This window comes from Winogradskyella pacifica (genome assembly GCF_003386275.1).
Taxonomy (GTDB): domain Bacteria; phylum Bacteroidota; class Bacteroidia; order Flavobacteriales; family Flavobacteriaceae; genus Winogradskyella; species Winogradskyella pacifica.
In genome coordinates, this window is the sequence record NZ_QREI01000003.1 from 163,585 (window position 1) to 182,629 (window position 19,045).

The 19,045-nt window shown below is 33.1% G+C and carries 23 protein-coding genes; 12 read left to right on the forward strand and 11 right to left on the reverse strand.

Annotated features, from left to right (window positions below):
- Window positions 1-63: 63 nt before the first annotated feature.
- From DFQ09_RS07835 to DFQ09_RS07845, 3 genes are all read right to left on the reverse strand, one after another.
- Window positions 64-1,284, reverse strand: a complete 1,221-nt coding sequence (locus tag DFQ09_RS07835) for a peptidylprolyl isomerase (RefSeq protein ID WP_115809113.1) — start codon at window positions 1,282-1,284, stop codon at window positions 64-66.
- Window positions 1,277-1,810, reverse strand: coding sequence for a gliding motility-associated peptidyl-prolyl isomerase GldI (gene gldI, locus DFQ09_RS07840; protein WP_115809115.1), 534 nt, complete (start codon window positions 1,808-1,810; stop codon window positions 1,277-1,279). Before gldI ends, DFQ09_RS07835 begins: the two co-directional genes overlap by 8 nt.
- A gap of 207 nt (window positions 1,811-2,017) precedes the next feature.
- Entirely contained in the window at window positions 2,018-3,037 is a 1,020-nt protein-coding gene (locus DFQ09_RS07845; protein WP_115809117.1) for a DHH family phosphoesterase, read from the reverse strand.
- Window positions 3,038-3,312: 275 nt separating this feature from the next.
- Between DFQ09_RS07845 and DFQ09_RS07850 the strand changes: the two genes are divergently transcribed.
- Window positions 3,313-3,732, forward strand: a complete 420-nt coding sequence (locus DFQ09_RS07850; protein WP_115809119.1) for a nucleoside-diphosphate kinase — start codon at window positions 3,313-3,315, stop codon at window positions 3,730-3,732.
- Between the two features lie 174 nt (window positions 3,733-3,906).
- On the opposite strand, the gene DFQ09_RS07855 is transcribed toward DFQ09_RS07850, so the two are convergent.
- The 6 genes from DFQ09_RS07855 to DFQ09_RS07880 form a co-directional block, all read right to left on the reverse strand.
- Window positions 3,907-4,611: a M949_RS01915 family surface polysaccharide biosynthesis protein gene (locus tag DFQ09_RS07855; RefSeq protein WP_115809121.1), complete on the reverse strand. Its 705-nt coding sequence runs from the start codon at window positions 4,609-4,611 to the stop codon at window positions 3,907-3,909.
- A 207-nt stretch (window positions 4,612-4,818) separates the two neighbouring features.
- Window positions 4,819-5,118 (reverse strand): type II toxin-antitoxin system RelE/ParE family toxin, encoded by a 300-nt coding sequence (locus DFQ09_RS07860; RefSeq protein WP_115809123.1) that lies wholly within the window; start codon window positions 5,116-5,118, stop codon window positions 4,819-4,821.
- Entirely contained in the window at window positions 5,105-5,362 is a 258-nt protein-coding gene (locus DFQ09_RS07865; protein WP_115809125.1) for a type II toxin-antitoxin system ParD family antitoxin, read from the reverse strand. Before DFQ09_RS07865 ends, DFQ09_RS07860 begins: the two co-directional genes overlap by 14 nt.
- A 203-nt stretch (window positions 5,363-5,565) precedes the next feature.
- Window positions 5,566-6,072: a hypothetical protein gene (locus DFQ09_RS07870; RefSeq protein WP_147298337.1), complete on the reverse strand. Its 507-nt coding sequence runs from the start codon at window positions 6,070-6,072 to the stop codon at window positions 5,566-5,568.
- 293 nt (window positions 6,073-6,365) lie between these two features.
- Window positions 6,366-6,869, reverse strand: coding sequence for a YfbM family protein (locus tag DFQ09_RS07875; protein ID WP_115809129.1), 504 nt, complete (start codon window positions 6,867-6,869; stop codon window positions 6,366-6,368).
- A gap of 171 nt (window positions 6,870-7,040) precedes the next feature.
- Window positions 7,041-8,852, reverse strand: coding sequence for a serine hydrolase (locus DFQ09_RS07880; RefSeq protein WP_115809131.1), 1,812 nt, complete (start codon window positions 8,850-8,852; stop codon window positions 7,041-7,043).
- Window positions 8,853-9,033: 181 nt separating this feature from the next.
- Here DFQ09_RS07880 and DFQ09_RS07885 point away from each other — a divergent pair, with 181 nt between their 5' ends.
- From DFQ09_RS07885 to DFQ09_RS07920, 8 genes are all read left to right on the forward strand, one after another.
- Entirely contained in the window at window positions 9,034-9,456 is a 423-nt protein-coding gene (locus DFQ09_RS07885; protein ID WP_115809133.1) for a DUF2141 domain-containing protein, read from the forward strand.
- Between the two features lies 1 nt (window position 9,457).
- On the forward strand, window positions 9,458-10,081 hold the full coding sequence (locus tag DFQ09_RS07890) for a tetratricopeptide repeat protein (protein ID WP_115809135.1): 624 nt from the start codon (window positions 9,458-9,460) through the stop codon (window positions 10,079-10,081).
- A 6-nt stretch (window positions 10,082-10,087) separates the two neighbouring features.
- Window positions 10,088-11,440: a histidine kinase gene (locus DFQ09_RS07895; RefSeq protein ID WP_115809136.1), complete on the forward strand. Its 1,353-nt coding sequence runs from the start codon at window positions 10,088-10,090 to the stop codon at window positions 11,438-11,440.
- An 11-nt stretch (window positions 11,441-11,451) separates the two neighbouring features.
- Entirely contained in the window at window positions 11,452-11,784 is a 333-nt protein-coding gene (locus tag DFQ09_RS07900) for a 2TM domain-containing protein (protein ID WP_115809728.1), read from the forward strand.
- Entirely contained in the window at window positions 11,781-12,128 is a 348-nt protein-coding gene (locus DFQ09_RS07905) for a 2TM domain-containing protein (protein WP_306455284.1), read from the forward strand. Before DFQ09_RS07900 ends, DFQ09_RS07905 begins: the two co-directional genes overlap by 4 nt.
- Window positions 12,129-12,192: 64 nt before the next feature.
- Window positions 12,193-12,507: a 2TM domain-containing protein gene (locus tag DFQ09_RS07910; RefSeq protein WP_115809140.1), complete on the forward strand. Its 315-nt coding sequence runs from the start codon at window positions 12,193-12,195 to the stop codon at window positions 12,505-12,507.
- Window positions 12,508-12,551: 44 nt separating this feature from the next.
- Window positions 12,552-13,307: a LytR/AlgR family response regulator transcription factor gene (locus DFQ09_RS07915; RefSeq protein ID WP_115809142.1), complete on the forward strand. Its 756-nt coding sequence runs from the start codon at window positions 12,552-12,554 to the stop codon at window positions 13,305-13,307.
- 53 nt (window positions 13,308-13,360) lie between these two features.
- Window positions 13,361-14,308, forward strand: a complete 948-nt coding sequence (locus DFQ09_RS07920; RefSeq protein ID WP_115809144.1) for a Fic family protein — start codon at window positions 13,361-13,363, stop codon at window positions 14,306-14,308.
- A gap of 42 nt (window positions 14,309-14,350) precedes the next feature.
- Here the strand turns inward: DFQ09_RS07920 and DFQ09_RS07925 are convergent, their stop codons facing one another.
- Window positions 14,351-14,911 (reverse strand): hypothetical protein, encoded by a 561-nt coding sequence (locus DFQ09_RS07925; protein WP_115809146.1) that lies wholly within the window; start codon window positions 14,909-14,911, stop codon window positions 14,351-14,353.
- Window positions 14,912-14,946: 35 nt separating this feature from the next.
- On the reverse strand, window positions 14,947-16,122 hold the full coding sequence (locus DFQ09_RS07930; protein WP_115809148.1) for an LETM1-related biofilm-associated protein: 1,176 nt from the start codon (window positions 16,120-16,122) through the stop codon (window positions 14,947-14,949).
- A gap of 144 nt (window positions 16,123-16,266) precedes the next feature.
- On the opposite strand from DFQ09_RS07930, the gene DFQ09_RS07935 reads away from it, so the two are divergent.
- From DFQ09_RS07935 to DFQ09_RS07945, 3 genes are all read left to right on the forward strand, one after another.
- Complete coding sequence (locus DFQ09_RS07935; RefSeq protein ID WP_115809150.1) at window positions 16,267-16,920, forward strand: DUF4331 family protein; 654 nt, start codon at window positions 16,267-16,269, stop codon at window positions 16,918-16,920.
- Window positions 16,921-17,028: 108 nt separating this feature from the next.
- A complete protein-coding gene (locus tag DFQ09_RS07940) occupies window positions 17,029-17,604 on the forward strand; it encodes a DUF4331 family protein (protein WP_115809152.1) in 576 nt (191 codons plus the stop codon).
- Window positions 17,605-17,703: 99 nt separating this feature from the next.
- Complete coding sequence (locus DFQ09_RS07945) at window positions 17,704-18,981, forward strand: tetratricopeptide repeat protein (RefSeq protein WP_115809154.1); 1,278 nt, start codon at window positions 17,704-17,706, stop codon at window positions 18,979-18,981.
- The last annotated feature ends 64 nt before the right edge of the window (window positions 18,982-19,045 follow it).

Here is a 19,045-nt window from a genome sequence, read left to right on the forward strand (position 1 = left end):
TAAATACATTAAAAAAAAGCAGCTCTCTAGCTGCTTTTTTTTATGTCTTATTGTAGGTGTTACCTATTTCTTAATGCTTGCCAATTCAATGTCAAAAACTAAGTTGGCGCTTGGTGGAATTACAGGAGGGTTTCCTCTTTCTCCGTAGCCTAAATAATAAGGTATGAATACTCTCGCTTTGTCCCCAATTTTCATATGAAGCATAGCTTCTCTAAATCCTGCGATTAACCCAGCAGTTTCGTTGTAAGGCATATCAAAAGAACTGTAACGACCAGCTTTATCAGTACGCTCGTCGTATTTGCCATTTTTTTCAGCGACATCTTTCCAAGTGGTCCAGAACAACTCTCCGTTTTCTAAATAACCAGCACATTCTATATTTACACGATCTGTAGCCTTAGGTGTCACACCTTTGCTTTCGTGGGTGAAGATCATTGCCATTCCTGTTGGAGATTCAATTTTACGACCTTTTAACTCATCGTTCTTTTTTAAGAACGCAACTTTTGCTGCATCTGCTTTTGCTTTAGCTTCAATTTTAGCTTCTTCGGCTTTCTTTTCTGCGTCAAGTTTAGCTTGCGCTATACGTTCTTTAATTTTTGGAAGTTCTTCTGTAAATACTTTAGGCGCATCAAATTTCTTTGCAGCTGAACCTATGCGAATAATATTTAATTTTTTAATGATGACATCTTCAAGTGGTTTGTTAGTTCTTGGTGCCACTTTTACATTCGATATCGTATCTAGGATATTTAAACCTTTTACTAATTCACCAAATACAGAATGACAAGCGACTCTAGGGTTTTCACAATCTCTTAAAACACCGTTTTCGTCATAACCATCTAGCCATGGAGTGACTTTTTCTGTGATAAAAAATTGACTTCCATTAGAATTGGGACCACTATTAGCCATAGATAATATACCAGGCTTATCATGTTTATATTCTGCTACAAGTTCGTCTTCAAATTTATATCCAGGATCACCAGTTCCTGTAGCTGTTGGGTCACCTCCTTGTACCATAAAATTATTCATTACACGGTGAAACGTTAATCCATCATAAAAAGGCTTTCCTTTTAATTCTTCTTTAACTAACGGGTGATTACCTTCTGCTAATGCTACAAAGTTTGCAACTGTAACAGGTGCTTTTTCATAAAATAGTTTAGCAACCATGGTGTCTTTAGAGGTTACAAATTCGGCATAAATACCTTCTTCTAAATCAGGGTAGCGTTCTTGGCAAGACGTGTTTGATAATACTAATAGTGCAACGAATGCTGTAAGTGCTTGTTTAATCATTTTTTTGAGTTATAGTGTTTAAAGTTACTTCACAAATTAAAGGAACATTGGTTCCGATTTTATGTTCATCTCCATAATATCCAAATGCTTTTTGGGATGGGAAAATAAACGTTGCTGTCTCGCTTGGTTTTAAAAGTTTTAAGCCTTCGCGCAAACCCGTGAACAATTCTTCTTTGTCCATAATATAGGTTTTAGTAGTGTTGGCATAAATTTCGGTGCCTTCAATATCAGAGACATCGAAAGTGAAATTAACAACATCACCAAATTGTGGTTGAATGGTATCCATTTCAACTTTAGTATTGTAATAATACCAAAAGCCACTTTCTGAAGCGATATAATTGTTATTTGGATTGCTTTTAATAATGTCAAGAATTTGTTGCTGCTCTAATTCATTAAGCTTTTTGTTGCGCTCTGCAGATGCTTTTAAAAATGAGCCAGATTGTACAGATTCTGGTAGGCGTGCTTCAGGAGGTTTACAACTGAAACACAGTAATACTACAGTAGAGAGTATGAGTAGGTTTTTCATGTGTTTATATTTATTGCTTTTTAACGGTCACATGCTGTTCGCTATTAATCATCTTTTTGAATGATTGGATTTTAAATATGCTCGTTTCATGTGTTTGTATTTATTGTTTTTTAACGGTCACATGCTGTTTGCTATTAATCATCTTTTTGAGTGATAATATATTAAACATGCTCGTTTCATATTATAATCGTTACCAATTTAGGGGTTTCATTGGTGCAAATCTTGTTTATACTGTGGTAATATACTAATAAATTTATTTAGTGTTGTTTGCATATCATCGTCGCTACGTCCTCCTGCTGCATTTGTATGGCCTCCTCCATTAAAATACGCTCGCGAAAATTCGTTTACCGAGAACTCTCCTTTACTACGTAATGATATCTTTATAATCTGATCTTGTTGACTTTCTATAAAGATGGCAGCAAAAATAATATCTTTTAATGATAATGCATAATTTACAAATCCTTCGGTATCTCCTTTTTTAAAGTTGAATTCATCTAATTCCGCCTGAGATAAGGTCATATAAGCTGTTCTTAATTCAGGAATAACTTTAAGGTTTTGCATGGCTCTACCTAATAATTGTAAACGATTATAACTATTAGTATCGTATATGTTATTATGAATTTGAGAGTTATCGGCTCCTTTTTCAATTAAATTTCCAATAACTTGATGTGTTCGGCTTGTGGTTGCAGGGAAACGGAAAGAACCCGTATCTGTCATAATCCCAACATAAAGGCACGTTGCTATCGTAGCATCAATTTTATCATCATCGCCAAGCATTTCTATGAAATTATAAACCATTTCGCAAGTCGAAGACATACTTATATCCGAGTACATATATTTAGCGTAATCGTCTGGTTGCTGATGGTGATCTATCATTACTTTAATAGCAGTAGATGGCTCTAAAACTTCAGCCATTGCGTGTCCTGCGCGATGAAAAGCATTAAAATCTAAAGTGAAAATAAGATCAGCATTATTAATAAGTGTTGTGCTTTCTTCTTGTTGTGTTTCAAATTTTAAAACGGTATCATCTCCTGGTAGCCATTTTAAAAAATCGGGATAATCATTTGGTGCCATAACGATGGCATTATGATTGTGCAATTTTAGATAATGATACAACGCTAAAGTTGAACCCATAGCATCTCCGTCTGGGTTTCTATGTGGAACAATTACAATGTTCTTAGGGACACTTAAGAGTGCTTTTACTTGTGGAATTTGTGCTTTAATCATAGATGGCGAAGATACGTTTTTTAGCTATTTTGAAGATGGCTTTTAATATGAATTATAAGATTGTTTGAGTTCTAAAATGTATGGCGATGCAAAATTAATGGAAAATCAATTTTACAGGAACAGATAGCGAAACTAAAAATGTGAAATTTTCTCAATGTGATTGCTGTTTATAATTGAATTTGAAAGACGCTTATTTGGTAACATTAATTTAATAAAAACTGCTCTTGATTAATTAAAGAAATACATTACTTTTGCACCTCATTAAAAAAAAATACATGGCAACTAACAGAACATTTACAATGTTAAAGCCTGATGCTGTTGAAAAAGGACACATTGGCGCAATATTAGAGAAAATTTCGGCTTCAGGATTTAGAATCGTAGCGATGAAATTAACACAAATGACTACAGCAGATGCTGAGGAATTTTATGCAATACACAACGAACGTCCATTTTTTGGAGAGTTAGTAGAATATATGACTCGTGGTCCTATCGTAGCAGCTGTTTTAGAAAAAGAAAATGCAGTTGAAGATTTTAGAACTTTAATTGGAGCAACTAATCCTGCTGATGCAGCAGAAGGAACTATCCGTAAATTATATGCAGCTTCTATTGGAGAAAATGCAGCTCACGGAAGTGATAGTGATGAAAATGCAGCTATTGAAAGTGCTTTTCATTTTGCTGGTAGAGATATGTTTTAATACACATTTCAACTTATAATATTATAAAAAGGCTGTCTTTAGGGATGGTCTTTTTTTGTTTTTAAGAGTCGCATTATTCATAGTAATTTGGTTAATTCTTAATGAAAAAATATTTTAATTTTCAAAGTAGGTAATAACAAGCTATTATTTATAGCCATTGTTGGCAGCCATTATTTAATTTTCGTCAAAATTTAATTTTTGGTTTTCCATGTCATTCTTCCAATTATAAGGGAAAATTCCATTTTCGTCTTCTGTTATATTTTTCATTATAAGTTGAACGTTGTCTTGAATTACTTTCGGTAGTTGATAATACGACTCATCTACTTGAGTGTTTCTCTCGAAATCCAGAGTTCCGTTTTGGTGTCTAATCGCGCTCTTTTTTCCCTTATGATACACCAAAATTTTAATTCGCCCATCACTTGTTCCATTCATAGCAAAAGTTCCATACACTATTATCGGGTCAATGAATCCATCGTTGTCATGGTCATTTAACTCAAAATATTTTGTCCAAATAGAAATTGAATATTCCTCTGAAACTTCATTTCCTTTTGGAAGAATAAAGTCAGTCAAATTCCATTCGAGATCGTATTGTCCGTTTTTATATAGAAAGCAAAATACCTTTATAGCGTCAAAACAGTCTTTTCTTTCATCACATTTTACTTTGTTTTCGGTCATAACAATAAAGTGCTTTCCGCCTTTATCATTATACTCATACGCCCTATAAACAGAATAATTGATTTCAAGTTTGGTCTTTAATGAATCTGTGAAAATTGAATTAATTTCATGTTCAGTTAATGGGTTACTTGAAAGGATCGTATTTTGACTAAATCCGATAGTTGAGACTATAAATGTTACGAGTATTGTTACTATGGTTCTCATTGTTTCTTAAAAGGCTGAGGTCGTCTGTGTGACTAATTGTGCGGTTAGGCGAGTAAGTTAGCAAATAAATCACAGATAGAATAGTCCGCAGGAATGTTCGTAAGTCGGCAGTGAACCAAGCAATTAATTATACACGGCTTAAGTTTACAATTCATTAAATTTAAGTATAAATCAGAAAATGAGAAACTTATTATTTATGTGCAGTTTTTATTCAGCTATTCTATTCTTCAAATCCATTCTTTCGTGCAATATTCTCGTTATTTCAACATAATTTTCGTTCAAATTTCTGTAGAATATTATATGTCGATTTGCACTCATTCCGAGAAGCTGCTTTGATATTCCATCGTAGAGTTTTCCTATGTCTGGGTTTTCTGCAATTTCTTGACAATTAGAAATCAGATCACCGTAATATTTGTCAGCTTGTTTTTCCGACCAAATCTCAAATGTATAATCCCAAATCTTTGATAAATCCTCAACAGCTTTATTGGTCAGCTTAAATTGAGCCATTCGAATGCTTTTTCGCTTTTAGAGATTCAAGATGTTTTTTGGGGTCAAAGTCGTGAGCTATTCCACTGTCAACTCCTTCTTGAATTGCTTTTTTCAATGCAATGACTTTACTTTCTTCTTCTTCTAAAAGTCTTAATCCTGCACGAATAACTTCGCTAACGTTTTTAAATCTTCCTTCACTTATGCTACTTTGCACAAATTGGTCGAAATGATTTCCAAGTGATATTGATGTGTTTTTATTCATTTGAGTACTAAATTGAATCAAATATACCAAAAATTGGTATAGTTAACAAATTCCCCAAGTTGCACACAACGTTTATGTATAAGGAAAGTTGCGTGTTTGTGGGCGAGGATTTTCCGCAAGAAAAATCAGACGTAACAAACACGCAACGACCTTTGATTAAGCATTAAACCGCAATTATTTTTATACGGTGTTGTGATGCGTTATTATTTTATTTTCCAATTTTTTAGAATTTTTTCCAATTTCAGTTTGGATAAACCCATTGTGTCAATTTCTAAATCATACATTCCTGTTCCGCATTTCCAATAACCCAATTTATAAAGACTATCAGACTCTAGTTTTTCCTTTTTAATTTTATATTCAGTTTCTAGAGTATCTAATTTAGAGAACCATTTTTTAGTTTCAAAATCATATTGAGTATATAGTTCTTCGTATTCTAATTTTGATATTGGGTTCTGAAAATAATCACTTTCCATTACTATCTTATTTTTCCAAATCCAAAAACTTTTTTGGTAATATATTTCCTTGATTTTATGAAATGCATTGGCAGTGTCTGAATTCTTATTTGACCAAATTTGAAGATAAATATCATTTTCAAATATTGAATTCGATTTAGTGGCTTTATTGTAATCATTCTTTAGAGAACATATACTGTCTAGTTTCCAATTTTCATTTAGATTCAATAACCCTAATTCAGTTCTTTTAGAATTCATTTTTAATCCATAATTATCAGAAAATTTTTCAGGTATAATATTTATTGTAATTAAATATATAATTCCAATTCCTATAATAAGATATATTATGTTTTTTCTTTTCAAATTATATTTCCGATTTTATTTCGAGTGAGCAATGCATCACAACGTGTTTCTTTAGTTTGTATTAAATATCTTTATATAGAAAAAGAGGAGAACTATAACGTGTTTTAGATTAGTGATCCCTTACACGTACGTATATGGTTTGTTGCGAGAAGCCATCAATAAATTATATACGGTGTTGTAAACAATTTTTAATTCAAATATGTAATTATAGCTTCATTATTTTCAGATGCTTTTTTATAAAATTCTTTAAATTCCTTAAAACTGTCAATTAGAAATTCGTGAGATTCTGATTCAGTCCAAACTTCAGGATAAATTCCAATTTCGTTCATTTCAGAACCATTAATTTTACTTTTTAAAACGTCATCTGTTATTTTTTCCAATTCAGAATATGTTTCTTTTACTTGATTCGGATTTAGGTATTGAGCTGGTCCATAACCAAGGTCTTGTCCTTCGTCAATAATCTGAAAACTAAAAAGTGCTCTTTGTAATTCATTCGGTTCGTTTTCAAGTCCTCCAATTATTTCTCCAGTCAGAATATAATTAATTCCGTCCCAAGATTTATCCAAATCAAGAAACCATTCAGCCTCATAACTTTCGTCTGCATAAATTTTATTTTCAAGAGTTTCAGAGTTATTCAAAAAGCCATTCAATTCCTCTTGAGATACTCTGATAACATTTCCAATCATTCCCATATTTCTATTTTGTTTTAGGTTGGTCTAAATTGTTTACAACTCGTTATATAGTAACTTCCATCACCAATACCCCATATTAATGTCGGGATAAGTATAGCTTCTAGTACTACTTATCAGTTAATAAAATTACTGAATAATTTCAACTTTTATATTCGTAAAGTCACGTATGCATTAATCTTCTAGTTTTCGTTTGGCCACAAACGTCCCATTGGGCTGAATAAATTTTACTTCATTAATACTTTTGTCATCACTTGCAAGAAACTCAATCTTAAAGCCTTCGAGTGTTTTAAAATTAAATTTGTGTGTTGCCGTTGGGATTAGAGCATATTCTGGTTGTCCGGGTACAAAAACATAAAGTACATTTTCGTCTTTAATGTAGGCTTTAATTTCTGTGCCCATTAAATCGTATTTACCAACATACTGCTCTAAGGTTTTAGCATCTACATCGATGGTGTTTGGTGTACGTTTAAAAGCAATAGGATCTAATAAGCCTTCAATAGCGATGCGTCCATAATCGATATCTCCTGCAATGTTGGTGCTAAAGTTTATTTTAATTGAGTTACCAGTGTCCGTGGTGTCTACTTTTCCATTTTTAATCTCAAGAAGTTCAAATGTGTCGTAATGAAAATGATTTAAGAATATTTTTTTTCCATTCAGTTTAGAAAATAAGGAATCGTTTTCTATTTCAATTTCAAACTTACCATAGCCTTTCTCTTCATAAGTACCTGTGTAATCTAATTTTGTATGTGATGGTCTCGTGTTTTTTACATTAGATGTTTCCTTCTCGTCTTTAGCTTCTTTCATAGCGTCTAAGGACTTGTCTAAATCTTCCTTGTATTTTTTCGCCCATTCTGTTTTGTCAACATTCAGCATATAATCTGCCGTGATATTTCTAATAAGTCTTGGCACTGGTGAGCCATTTTGATTCGTTAAAACCACAATTCCCAAACTATCTGAAGGATATAAGGCAACACTCGCTGAAAAACCATCAATATTACCACCGTGTTCTACCATGTAATGACCTTTATACGAATGCAAAAACCAGCCATAGCCATAATTAGCGAATTGTGCATCTGGTAATTCTTTAGAAGGAAAGCCTGCAGCAACAACCATTTGAGAACTCATGGCTTCTTTTATGTAATTTTCAGGAATAATTTGTTGGTCTTTGTATTTTCCATCGTTAACCCATGTAATTAACCAGTTACCCATATCATTAACGCTACTGTTAATACTTCCTGCAGGAGACATACCTGAAATATCGTAATAATCCATTTTGGTGATATTTCTATCGGCATCTAACTCGTAACCAAAAGCGGCGTTAGAACTAGATTTCATGCCTGCAATGGTCGTTTTAGAACGAGCCATTCCCAATGGTTTAAAGAATTCGTTTTCAATATTTTCTTCCCACGTTTTCCCTGTAATTCTTTCGGTAATGACCCCTTGTAATAAAAAGCCAAAATTGTTATAGTACCAGTGTTCACGCACTCCGGTAAAAGGTTCATGGTATTTTAGTTTAGTGACTAAACTGTCTTTACTATGACTTGGGAAATAATACCAAGAACCATCGTGTCTTGGTAAACCTGTGCTATGACGCATTAAATCTTTAATGGTAATGGTGTTATCCATCTCATCATTGTAAAATTCTAATTCCGGAATGTGTTTTCTCGGACGATCGTTAAACGTTAGTTTGTCGTCTTCGCGATGTAAGCCTAAAAGAGCCGATGTAAATGCCTTGGTCGTAGAACCAATGGCAAATAGTGTGTTGGCATCTGCTGGGATTTTATTTTCGTAATCAGCATACCCAAAACCTTTGGCATAAATAATTTTATCTCCTTCTACAATAGCTACGGCAAAACCTGCAGCTTTTGTACTTTCTAAAACAGCGTTAAATTGTTTTTCTATACCTTTTAGACGTTTGTCAGTTTGCGAAAACACAAAAGTTGAAACGAGAGTGAACACAAGAAATAGGATGTGATTTTTCATTTTTTAGTTGGTTTTTAGTGATGGTTATAAAATGTTAGTAGGTATAAGCCTCTGTAAGTTACTGATTTTTGACAGAATTTTTGAAAATTACAATTCGTCATTAAAAAATAACATTTCAGTTATTTCAGTTTTTAAAACCAGAACTTGTAATCGATATTTGTATCAAACAAAACCATATACCATGAATATACTCATAAAAATGACTGTTATTGCTTTGATTAGCGTTATCAGTTTTCAGTTAGACGCCCAAGAAAAATATGCTATTACAGTCACTGTTGTAGAGGCTGATAATAATAAAGGGAAAATGTTTATAGCGCTTTATAATTCTGAAATTGATTTTTTAGAGACGTCTTATAAAGGTACCATGAGCAAAATAGAAAATAAAAAGTGTACGGTAACTTTTGATGACATTCCACAAGGAACTTATGCGGTTTCAATTTTTCACGATGAAAATGATAATGGTAAATTAGATACTAACTTTTTTGGTATCCCTACGGAAGATTATGGGTGTTCTAATGATGCCAAAGGATTTATGGGACCACCAAAATGGGCGGACGCTAAATTTGAATTAAAAGACGATAAAACACTAACTATAAAACTGTAATATGAAAACTATAATACTCACTGCTTTGCTAATAATTTCAGGATTTACACAAGCACAAACTAATTTTGAAAAAGGCATGACAAAAGCCTTCGAACTTTGGCAAGCTAATAAAACAGATGAAGCCGAAAATATGTTTGAGCGTATTGCTAAGGCGGAACCTAAAGAGTGGTTACCAAATTATTATATCGCACAGATTAATAGTCTAAAAAGTTGGACAGAAAAAGATGCGACAGTTTTAAAAGCACAATTAGACAAGGCACAAGAACATTTAGATGCTGCTATGTTGAAAAGTGAAAATAATACAGAATTGCTGGTTATGCAGGCTCAAGTTTTTACAAATTGGGTGGCGTTTGATGGTATGACCTACGGTATGAAGTATGGTGGTAAAATAGCGGAGCTTTATGAAAAAGCAACAGCTATTGACCCTTCTAACCCAAGAGCGGCTTTAGGTAAGGCAGAGTGGGCCATGGGAAGTGCAAAATATTTCGGAAAAGACACAGCTCCTTATTGCAAAGACATAGAAGCATCCATAGAACTTTTTAATACCTTTAAGCCAGAGAGTCAATTACACCCTAATTGGGGAAAAGAACGTGCAGAAGCGGTTTCTAAAGATTGTAAATCCTAATAAATTATGTTGAAGTCATTAAAAAAAATTAGTCTAACATTCGCCATTGGATGTGTGGTATTCGTAATAGGTAATCTTTTATCTGATGGTTTTAATTATGACTCATTTAATGACTTTATTATTCAATTTGGGTTTTACCAACTCTACGCCTTTGTTTTAGGGTATTCTAATATGGCGTTTTTCGATTATATGGAAAGACGGACATGGAGCAAAGGAGATTATATTAAACGCATACTTATAGGTATTATCGGGAGTACATTTATCTCTTTAGTAGGTCTCTTTCTTTTACGAGCAGGAACATCAGTATTTTATTATGGGACTGACTTTGATATGTTTATACAAAAGGAATCCTGGAAAGCCTATTCGTTTGGCATCTGGATAACACTAAGTATCGTATCTGTTTTTCATTTTGTTTATTTCTATAATCGCTATCAAAAAAACAAGATAAAGGAGCAGAAGGTAATTGCTGGCACAGCAAGTGCAAAGTTCGATGCTTTAAAGAATCAGTTAGATCCTCATTTTTTGTTTAACAGCTTAAATGTTTTAACGAGTTTAATTGAAGAGAATCCTGTAAATGCACAAAAATTTACCACCTCACTATCTAAAGTCTATCGTTATGTTTTAGAGCAGAAAAGTAAGGAATTAGTGACTGTAGATGAGGAATTGAATTTTGCAAGAACTTACATGTCGCTTTTAAAGATGCGCTTTGAGGATAGTATCATTTTTGAGATTCCGGATAAAGCGTCAAATCCAGAAAGTAAAGTGGTGCCATTGTCATTGCAATTGTTGTTAGAAAATGCGGTAAAGCATAATATGGTAACATCAAGTAAACCCTTGCATATCAAAATATATGAAGATGATAATTATTTAGTGGTGATGAATAATCTTCAACCCAAACAAATCGTAAAGAAGAGTAGTGGAGTGGGGTTAGAAAATATAAAACAACGCTATCAGCTTTTATCAAATAAAAAAGTACACATCAATCAACGAGAGAAGGATTTTGCAGTCGCAATTCCTATGCTCACAAAACAAGTATCAATCATGAGAACAGCACAAAGATCACAAGAGCGTCTTAACGACGATTATGTTAGAGCACGCAAGCGTGTCGAAGAATTAAAGGCGTTTTATTACAGTTTAATATCCTACATATTCGTCATACCGTTTTTAGTATTCATATGGTATACGTATTCTTCTATGACCATCCAATGGTTTTGGTTTCCTGCATTTGGTTGGGGATTGAGTTTAGTGTTTCAGGCATACAGAGTATTTGTAGATGATGGAGCGCTTGGAGCAGGATGGGAAAAACGAAAAATTGAAGAATATATGCGTAAGCAAGATGATAATACACGTTGGAATTAATCTATATAGCAATGGAAAAACAAGATTCTGAATTAAAATATTTAAGAGCGAAAACAAGAGTTGAAAAACTAAAAGCGTTTTATACACACCTTACGGTATATTTTGTAATAAATACAGTGATTACAGCGGTTAAGGTAATGAACAATATTCATAATGGAGAAACCTATAATGAAGCCTTTTTTGACTTTTCTACGGTTGCATCATGGTTAGTTTGGGGAGTCGGACTTGCTTTACATGCCTTTTCTGTATTTGGACTTCCTTTAATTTTGGGAGATGACTGGGAAGCACGTAAAATAGAAGAGTATATGAATGATGAGTTACAACAACATAAAAGCAGCAAATGATGGAGAAATATAGTATAGAACCTTATAGTGAAACAGAAGATACATCTGACTTTAGAAAAGAAGAAGCGTATTTAAGAGCCAAGAAAAAAGTAGATGCACTTGTGGGTTTTTATTGGCACTTGGCGAGTTATGTGATAGTCAATCTCTTTTTAATTATACTGATTGGAGTGAATTCTAATAATGGTTTTACACAATTCGGAACGTATGCCACTGCATTATTTTGGGGTATTGGTTTAGTCTTTCATTTTCTTGGTGTTTTTGGTCCAAATTTCTTTTTTGGAAACAATTGGGAAAAACGAAAAATTGAAGAGTTTATGAATAAAGAAGAGCAGAATTGGGAATAGGTTTTAGTTATGAGTTATGAGTAAAAAGTAAAAAGTAAAATTGAAGAGTACAACTATAAATAACATGAATAGCGACAAAAAAGAGCAATTACGAAAGGCTAAAGATCACCTTAGAAAAATTAAACTTTTCTATATTCATTTGGCCGGTTACATCGTTTTTGTAGCGCTTCTCTTGTATAACCTATATATTGTTGCAGGACCATACAAGAATAATATCATCAGCTTAAACCTCAGTTTAATTGTCGCTTGGACCGTTTTTATTGTTGTGCACGGCTTGAATGTTTTTAAAAGCAAACAGATCTTTAAGAAAAGTTGGGAAGACAAAAAAGCAGAAGAATTCTTAGAGGAAAAAGATAAGAAAACAACCTTTTGGGAATAACCCGTTTTATAAATTTAAGAATCAAAATATATAAATTATAAGTCATGAATGTAATCATAATAGAAGACGAAAAACCATCAGCAAGGCGATTACAACGTATGTTAAAAGTTGTAGATCTAAATGCAGAAACCATGTTACATTCGGTTGAAGAGTCTATAGAATGGTTTCAAAATAATGAGCATCCAGATTTGATATTTTTAGATATTCAGTTGAGTGATGGCTTGTCTTTTGAAATCTTTGAAGCTATTGATATAAAGTCCGCTGTGATTTTTACAACAGCTTATGATGAATATGCCTTAAAAGCCTTCAAGCTAAATAGTATTGATTACTTATTAAAACCCATTGATGATGAGGATCTAAAAACAGCTGTGGAAAAATACAAAGGCAGATTACCTCAAAAACAATCTGTCACCTTAGATTTTAATGATATTAAAAATTTATTGGTGAATCCGATTGAGCGCGAGTACAAAAAACGCTTCTCGGTAAAAGTTGGTCAGCATTTAAAGCTTATTAATATTGAAGATATCGAATGCATTTACAGTGAAAACAAAGGCACTTATGCATTTACCACCGAAGGCCGTAATTATCTTTTAGACGCGACTTTAGATGAGCTAGAAGCGGATTTAGAACCTGATGTGTTCTTCAGAATTAGTAGAAAATTCTACGTGAATATTAATGCGATAAAAGATATGGTGAGTTATACCAACTCACGACTTCAAATAAAACTCAACCGTTTTAACGAGCAAGATATTATAGTAGCTAGAGAACGTGTTAAGGATTTTAAAAATTGGTTAGAATAATATCGGATAGGTTTAAAATTATATGTAACCGATAAAAGTTGTATCTTTGTGATATGTGGGACGTTAATACAGCATATCGCAACGATTTAGAGGCTACATTTAGTAGGTTGTTAGACAAGGTTAAGGTTTTAAATGCAGCCAGACCATTGCCCAATATTGTATTGCAAAATATTAAAGAATCACTCCTTATAGAGTGGACTTATAATAGTAACAGTATAGAAGGTAATACGCTTAGTTTAAGAGAAACTCAAATGGTATTACAAGAAGGTATTACCATAAAAGGAAAATCACTACGAGAGCATTTTGAAGCTAAAAATCACGAAACGGCTATATATAAGTTGTATTCTTTCGTTAAGAGCAATTATGTTTTAAATGCTAAAGATGTTTTAGAGCTTCATGGTTTGGTATTGCGTTCTATAGAAGATGATTATGCAGGGCGTTTACGAAACGCTGCTGTTCGTATTTCTGGTGCTAATTTTATACCTCCAAACGCTCGTAAAGTTTCAGAATACTTAGATACATTAATAAACTATATTAATACAAACCCACAAGGGCTTAATCCTATTGAGTTAGCCACGGTTTTTCATCATAAATTTGTATGGATTCATCCATTTTTTGATGGTAATGGTCGTACCATTCGGCTTGCCATGAATTTATTACTGATGGGCTACGGTTTTCCGCCAGCCATCATTCTTACTAATGACAGAGTTAAATATTACGCAGCCTTAAATCAAGCTAATAAAGGAAATTACAGCAAACTTATGCTATTAATGGCTCAGGCTTGTGAGCGCTCAATAAATATCTATATGAGTGCTATTCCGGGTTCAGATAACGATTATCGGGCAATCTCTAATATTGTTGAAGAACCAGAGGTGCCATATAGCCAAGAGTATGTGAGTTTATTGGCGCGCCAAGGTAAAATAGATGCTCATAAAGAAGGTCGTAATTGGTATACGACTAAAGAGGCCGTTCTTAATTATATTAATGCTAAAGGAAAATAAAGTTGATGTTTTGAATGACAACAGGGATAGCTAATTGTAGTATTAATCGACCTCGCGGTTTTTATATAATTCAATAGCTTTTACATAATCTATAGCACCTTTCATACTTAGGTCGTGAATGAACCCATCCATCTCAGGGTGGTTAATCTTAATCCAATTGGCAAGAGCGTTCACTTCCTTTTGCCATACGGTCCAATCAACATCATTACAATCTAGCTCTTTAATCCTTGATATTTTTCCTGTTGTAAATTGAAACTGATAGCGACAGGTCATTGGGTTATTCTTTAAAAATTCAAGTTTTAAAGAACGCATAGAAACAGTAGCAACAAGTTGTCCGTCCTCATGGTTTAAATCAACTAATTTATAATCGGGTTTAAAGATGGAGTCCCATTTAAATTGTTCGTAATAACTCTGATGTGAATACGTTGTGGTATAGTCTCCAAAGACTGTAGTAAGACTGTCCGCTAATACATTTTTTATCAGGTTGTAATCCGAATTCTTATAACCTTTGTAGAATACTTTTATTTGCTCAGATTCGGTATGTTGTTTTTCAGCACAACTTGTAAATACTATGATTATTAAAAGGAATAAGATGTGCTTCATAATTTGGAGTTTCTTTCAGCAAACTCATACTAAACTTAATCCTTATCGTCTATTCTATTATCATCAAAGGCTGAAGGTAATAACTTAGGAATAAACTTGATAAACAACGGCAAAAGCAACATACCTCCTGGTAACATAAAGATAGCCAAACTTGGTATCGATTTAAAGATATCTATCAGTTGGGTTTGAATTTTTTTCTGTTCCTCGTCCGTCAGATTTCGTTGTGTCGATTGGGTTAATAGGTATAACGCTTCTTTGCTTTCAGATAATTCTTTAATTAAACGTTTACTGTTTCGATTGATAAGCTTTGAAACGACTTTACTACTATTATCATAAAAACTTTGTGCTAAATTCTTAGAGCTTAAAAATGCAACGTCTTCTTTATGCTCATCATAAAACAAGTTAATGTCATTTATTGATCTTACAATAACCGTATTATCGACACCTAAATCGGTTTTTAATTGATTTAAAAAGCTTTTTTCTTCGTTGTCTATAATCTTGTCAGTCCAAGATGCCATACATACTAAATCTATGACGTACAGCTTTTCTAAAGGTTCATTTATAATTGAAATAGCATCATTATAGGTTAGAAGCTCAGGGTTTTTATAGCGAATAGAACCTTCAAACAATTTAATGAGGTTTTCATCGTATTCAGATTTTAAGGTCTTATTCTCAATAACTGAGAATACAATGGTTTCTAATGCAGATTCGAGATTTCCAACATAGTCTTTAACATTGTTTTCATCTTTCAAAAAACGTTGATAACCTAAAACGTCAACGAATAAAAGGGCGTTAATTAAAAAATAATTAAAACTTTTTGAAATAAAATTATCATCAATATGTATACGCTTATGAATGATTTTCTCCAATAAACTATCAGGTGATTTATCGCTAAATAAATCTTCAAAAAACGATCGCTTTTGGTCGGTGATAGACTTGTAATATCTAATGAGACTTTCTGTGAATTTTTCCTCTGGATTTTCCTTGTTGTAAATATAATAGAAGGTAAGAAGTAAGTTAGTCTTACAGCGTTCCTCCTCACTAAGTTCAAAGGGTTTAACAATATCTAATACCACTTTAATATTACTACCATATATAAACCCAGCACGTTTTAAATTAATATAAAACGCATCAGTCTCAGTCTGAGAATACATGGTTTCAGAAACGAGATTAAGTAATTTTTTTATCCAGCCGTTAGCCGATGGATTCATAATATATAATTTGAAGGGTCAAAGTTAATTTTTTATGCCGAGAAATCCTCAATTTATTTCATTAACAAAATTTTAACAAAACCGCTATTTGTATTTTTTCGTAGGTAGAACAGAGACATTAAAACTAACAAAATCTCAAAAATTATGAAAAAAACAAAAATTTTAATCGCAACTGCAATCTTAGGTATTGCAACATTCGTTGCTATTGCAGCAGATCATATCGATGCTCCTGCAGTGCAAGGTGGTACAAGTGATATCACAGACTTTTATGCCTTTAGGGGTGAAAACACATCTAACTTAGTGTTGGTTGCCAACGTGCAAGGACTTTTAACCCCTAGTAATACGGGAGCTGCATCTTTTGATGAGCGTGTATTATTAGAATTCAATATTGATACTGATGGAGATTACATTGAAGATCTCGTAATCCAAGCAACTCCAAGAGATGGTAAAATGTATTTCTTCGGACCTACTGCACCAACATCAACGGGTTTAAACAGTACAATTGTATCAACAACAGCTAATGCAGGTGTTGTAGATATTACAAATTATGGTGAAACTGCTATGATAGAAGAATTTGCAGGTATGAAATTCTTTGCAGGACCAAGAGATGATCCTTTCTTTTTCGATTTTAACAAGTATACAGAAATTATTGCAGGAGATGCAAGCGGATTCGCTAGTCCTGGTGATGACACCTTTAAAGGTTCTAACGTATTATCCATAGTTGTTGAAGTTCCAAAATCTATGATTGGTGGATCTGGTACAATTAACACGTGGGTAGAATCTAAAAGAAAGCAATAATTTAAAATAAATAGTCATGCTGAAACTTTAAGACTTCAGGTTGAACACTAATGTATTCAACATCAAAAGGTTTCCAATGATATTAATTAACACTAAAATTTAAATAACATGAAATTCAATAATATAAAACTATTTGCAGTTGCAATTTTAGCGTCAATGACGGCTATCAACTGTAATAACGACGACGATAATGTAACTGGTCCTACAGGTCCAAACTTTACAGGAACTTATGTTCAGGAAGACCAAATGGGACGCCCAGCAATTAATACGGTTTTTGTAAACGACGGTATGAAAGATGCTTTTAATACCACAATCCCTTCAAATATGGGAGCTGCGTTTCAAGCTGCATTTCAAACTAAATTAGAAACGTTGAGTCCTGCTTACGATCCGGCATCGCCAACGGATGCTAATGCTTTAGGCTTTACAGCGGCACAATTTACAGGTGTTTTAGCTACAGATGTATTAACGGTGTCTTTAGATGCACCAACAACATTTTTTGATGGTACAAATATCTTAACAGGTAGAAACTTATCTGATGATGTTATCGATGTAGAATTGATATTAATTTTCGGTGGTGAAGCAGGTTTAACAGACCCAGAATACCCTGGATTATCAAGTGATAATGTCGCTTCTAATGATAAAGAATTTTTGATGTCTTTCCCTTACTTAGCGTCTCCTTGGTAAGCGATTGATTAGTAACCTAAAATGGGGTCGAAAGATCTCATTTTAGATTATTAATATGGGCTTGCACAAGAATTAACCAAACTCAAAAAACAAATTATTATGAAACTCAAAAACATACTTCCCATTTTTATAACGCTAATAATGCTTAGTTGTAATTCTAATAAAGTTACCGATGAAGCTGATTATAGCCAATACCTATCCACAAAAATAGACCAAACTAAACTTTTAGAAGATGTCGATTTTTGGACTAATAGAATAGAGAATAGTTCTAGTTCTTATACCTATTTAATCAGTCGTGCTAATGCCAATTCAGAGGTGTTTAACGTTACAGGAGAGATTGATTATTTAATTAAAGCCGAAAAGGATCTACTTGAAGCTAATAAAATAGTTAAGGATAGTGACGCCGGACTCTTAAAAAATATAGCTACAAATTACATTTCACAACACCGCTTTAAAGAAGCTCTAGTCTTACTTAAAAAAGCAGAAGCTAATGGTGCAAAACTTAATGGGACTAAAAAAATGCTTTTCGATGTGCATTTAGAGCTAGGGAATTACATCTATGCAGAAGCCTATTTAAAAGACTTAAAAAACAAATCTAGTTTTGATTATTTGATTCGTTTGTCAAAATTAGAAGATCATAAAGGGAATTTAGATGGTGCTATTGAAAACATGGAAAAAGCCATGGCAATCGCAGAATCTTCTAATTTAAAAGGTATGAAACTTTGGTCTTATACTAATATTGCAGATTTTTATGGTCATGCTGGTGACATAGATAAGTCTTACGCTTATTTCTTAAAAGCGTTAGAATTAGATCCTAATAATGCTTATGCTAAAAAAGGAATTGCATGGATTGTGTATTCGCACGAGAAGAATCCAGCGGAAGCTTTAAACATCTTAAACCACGTAACGTCATATCACAATACTCCAGATTACGATTTATTAAAAGCAGAGATTGCAGAATACAATAACGATTCAAAATTAAAAGCAGAATCCTTAAGAAATTACCAAACGGCAGTTAAAAATGAATTGTACGGAGACATGTATAATCAATACAACGTTATGGTTTTTTCGGAAGATTTATTAATGCCAGAGCGTGCTTTAGAAATCGCAATGCAAGAAGTTGAAAATAGACCAACACCACAATCGTATAACTTATTGGCTTGGAGTTATTTTAGAACGGGGAACATTGAGAAAGCAAATGAAATTATGGAAGAGTTTGTAGAAGGTAAAACCTATGAACCAGCCGTAATATACCACATTGCAGAAATTTATAAAGCTGCAGGTAAAACAGCCAAAGTTCAACCTTTAAAAGCTGAACTTTTAGCTAGTATTTATGAATTAGGACCGACTATGGTTTCAAAGATAAATCAGCTATAATTCCTACAAATTTATAACAGATTATTTATGTTTGTTATCCTGTAATTTATAAATTAATTCTCAA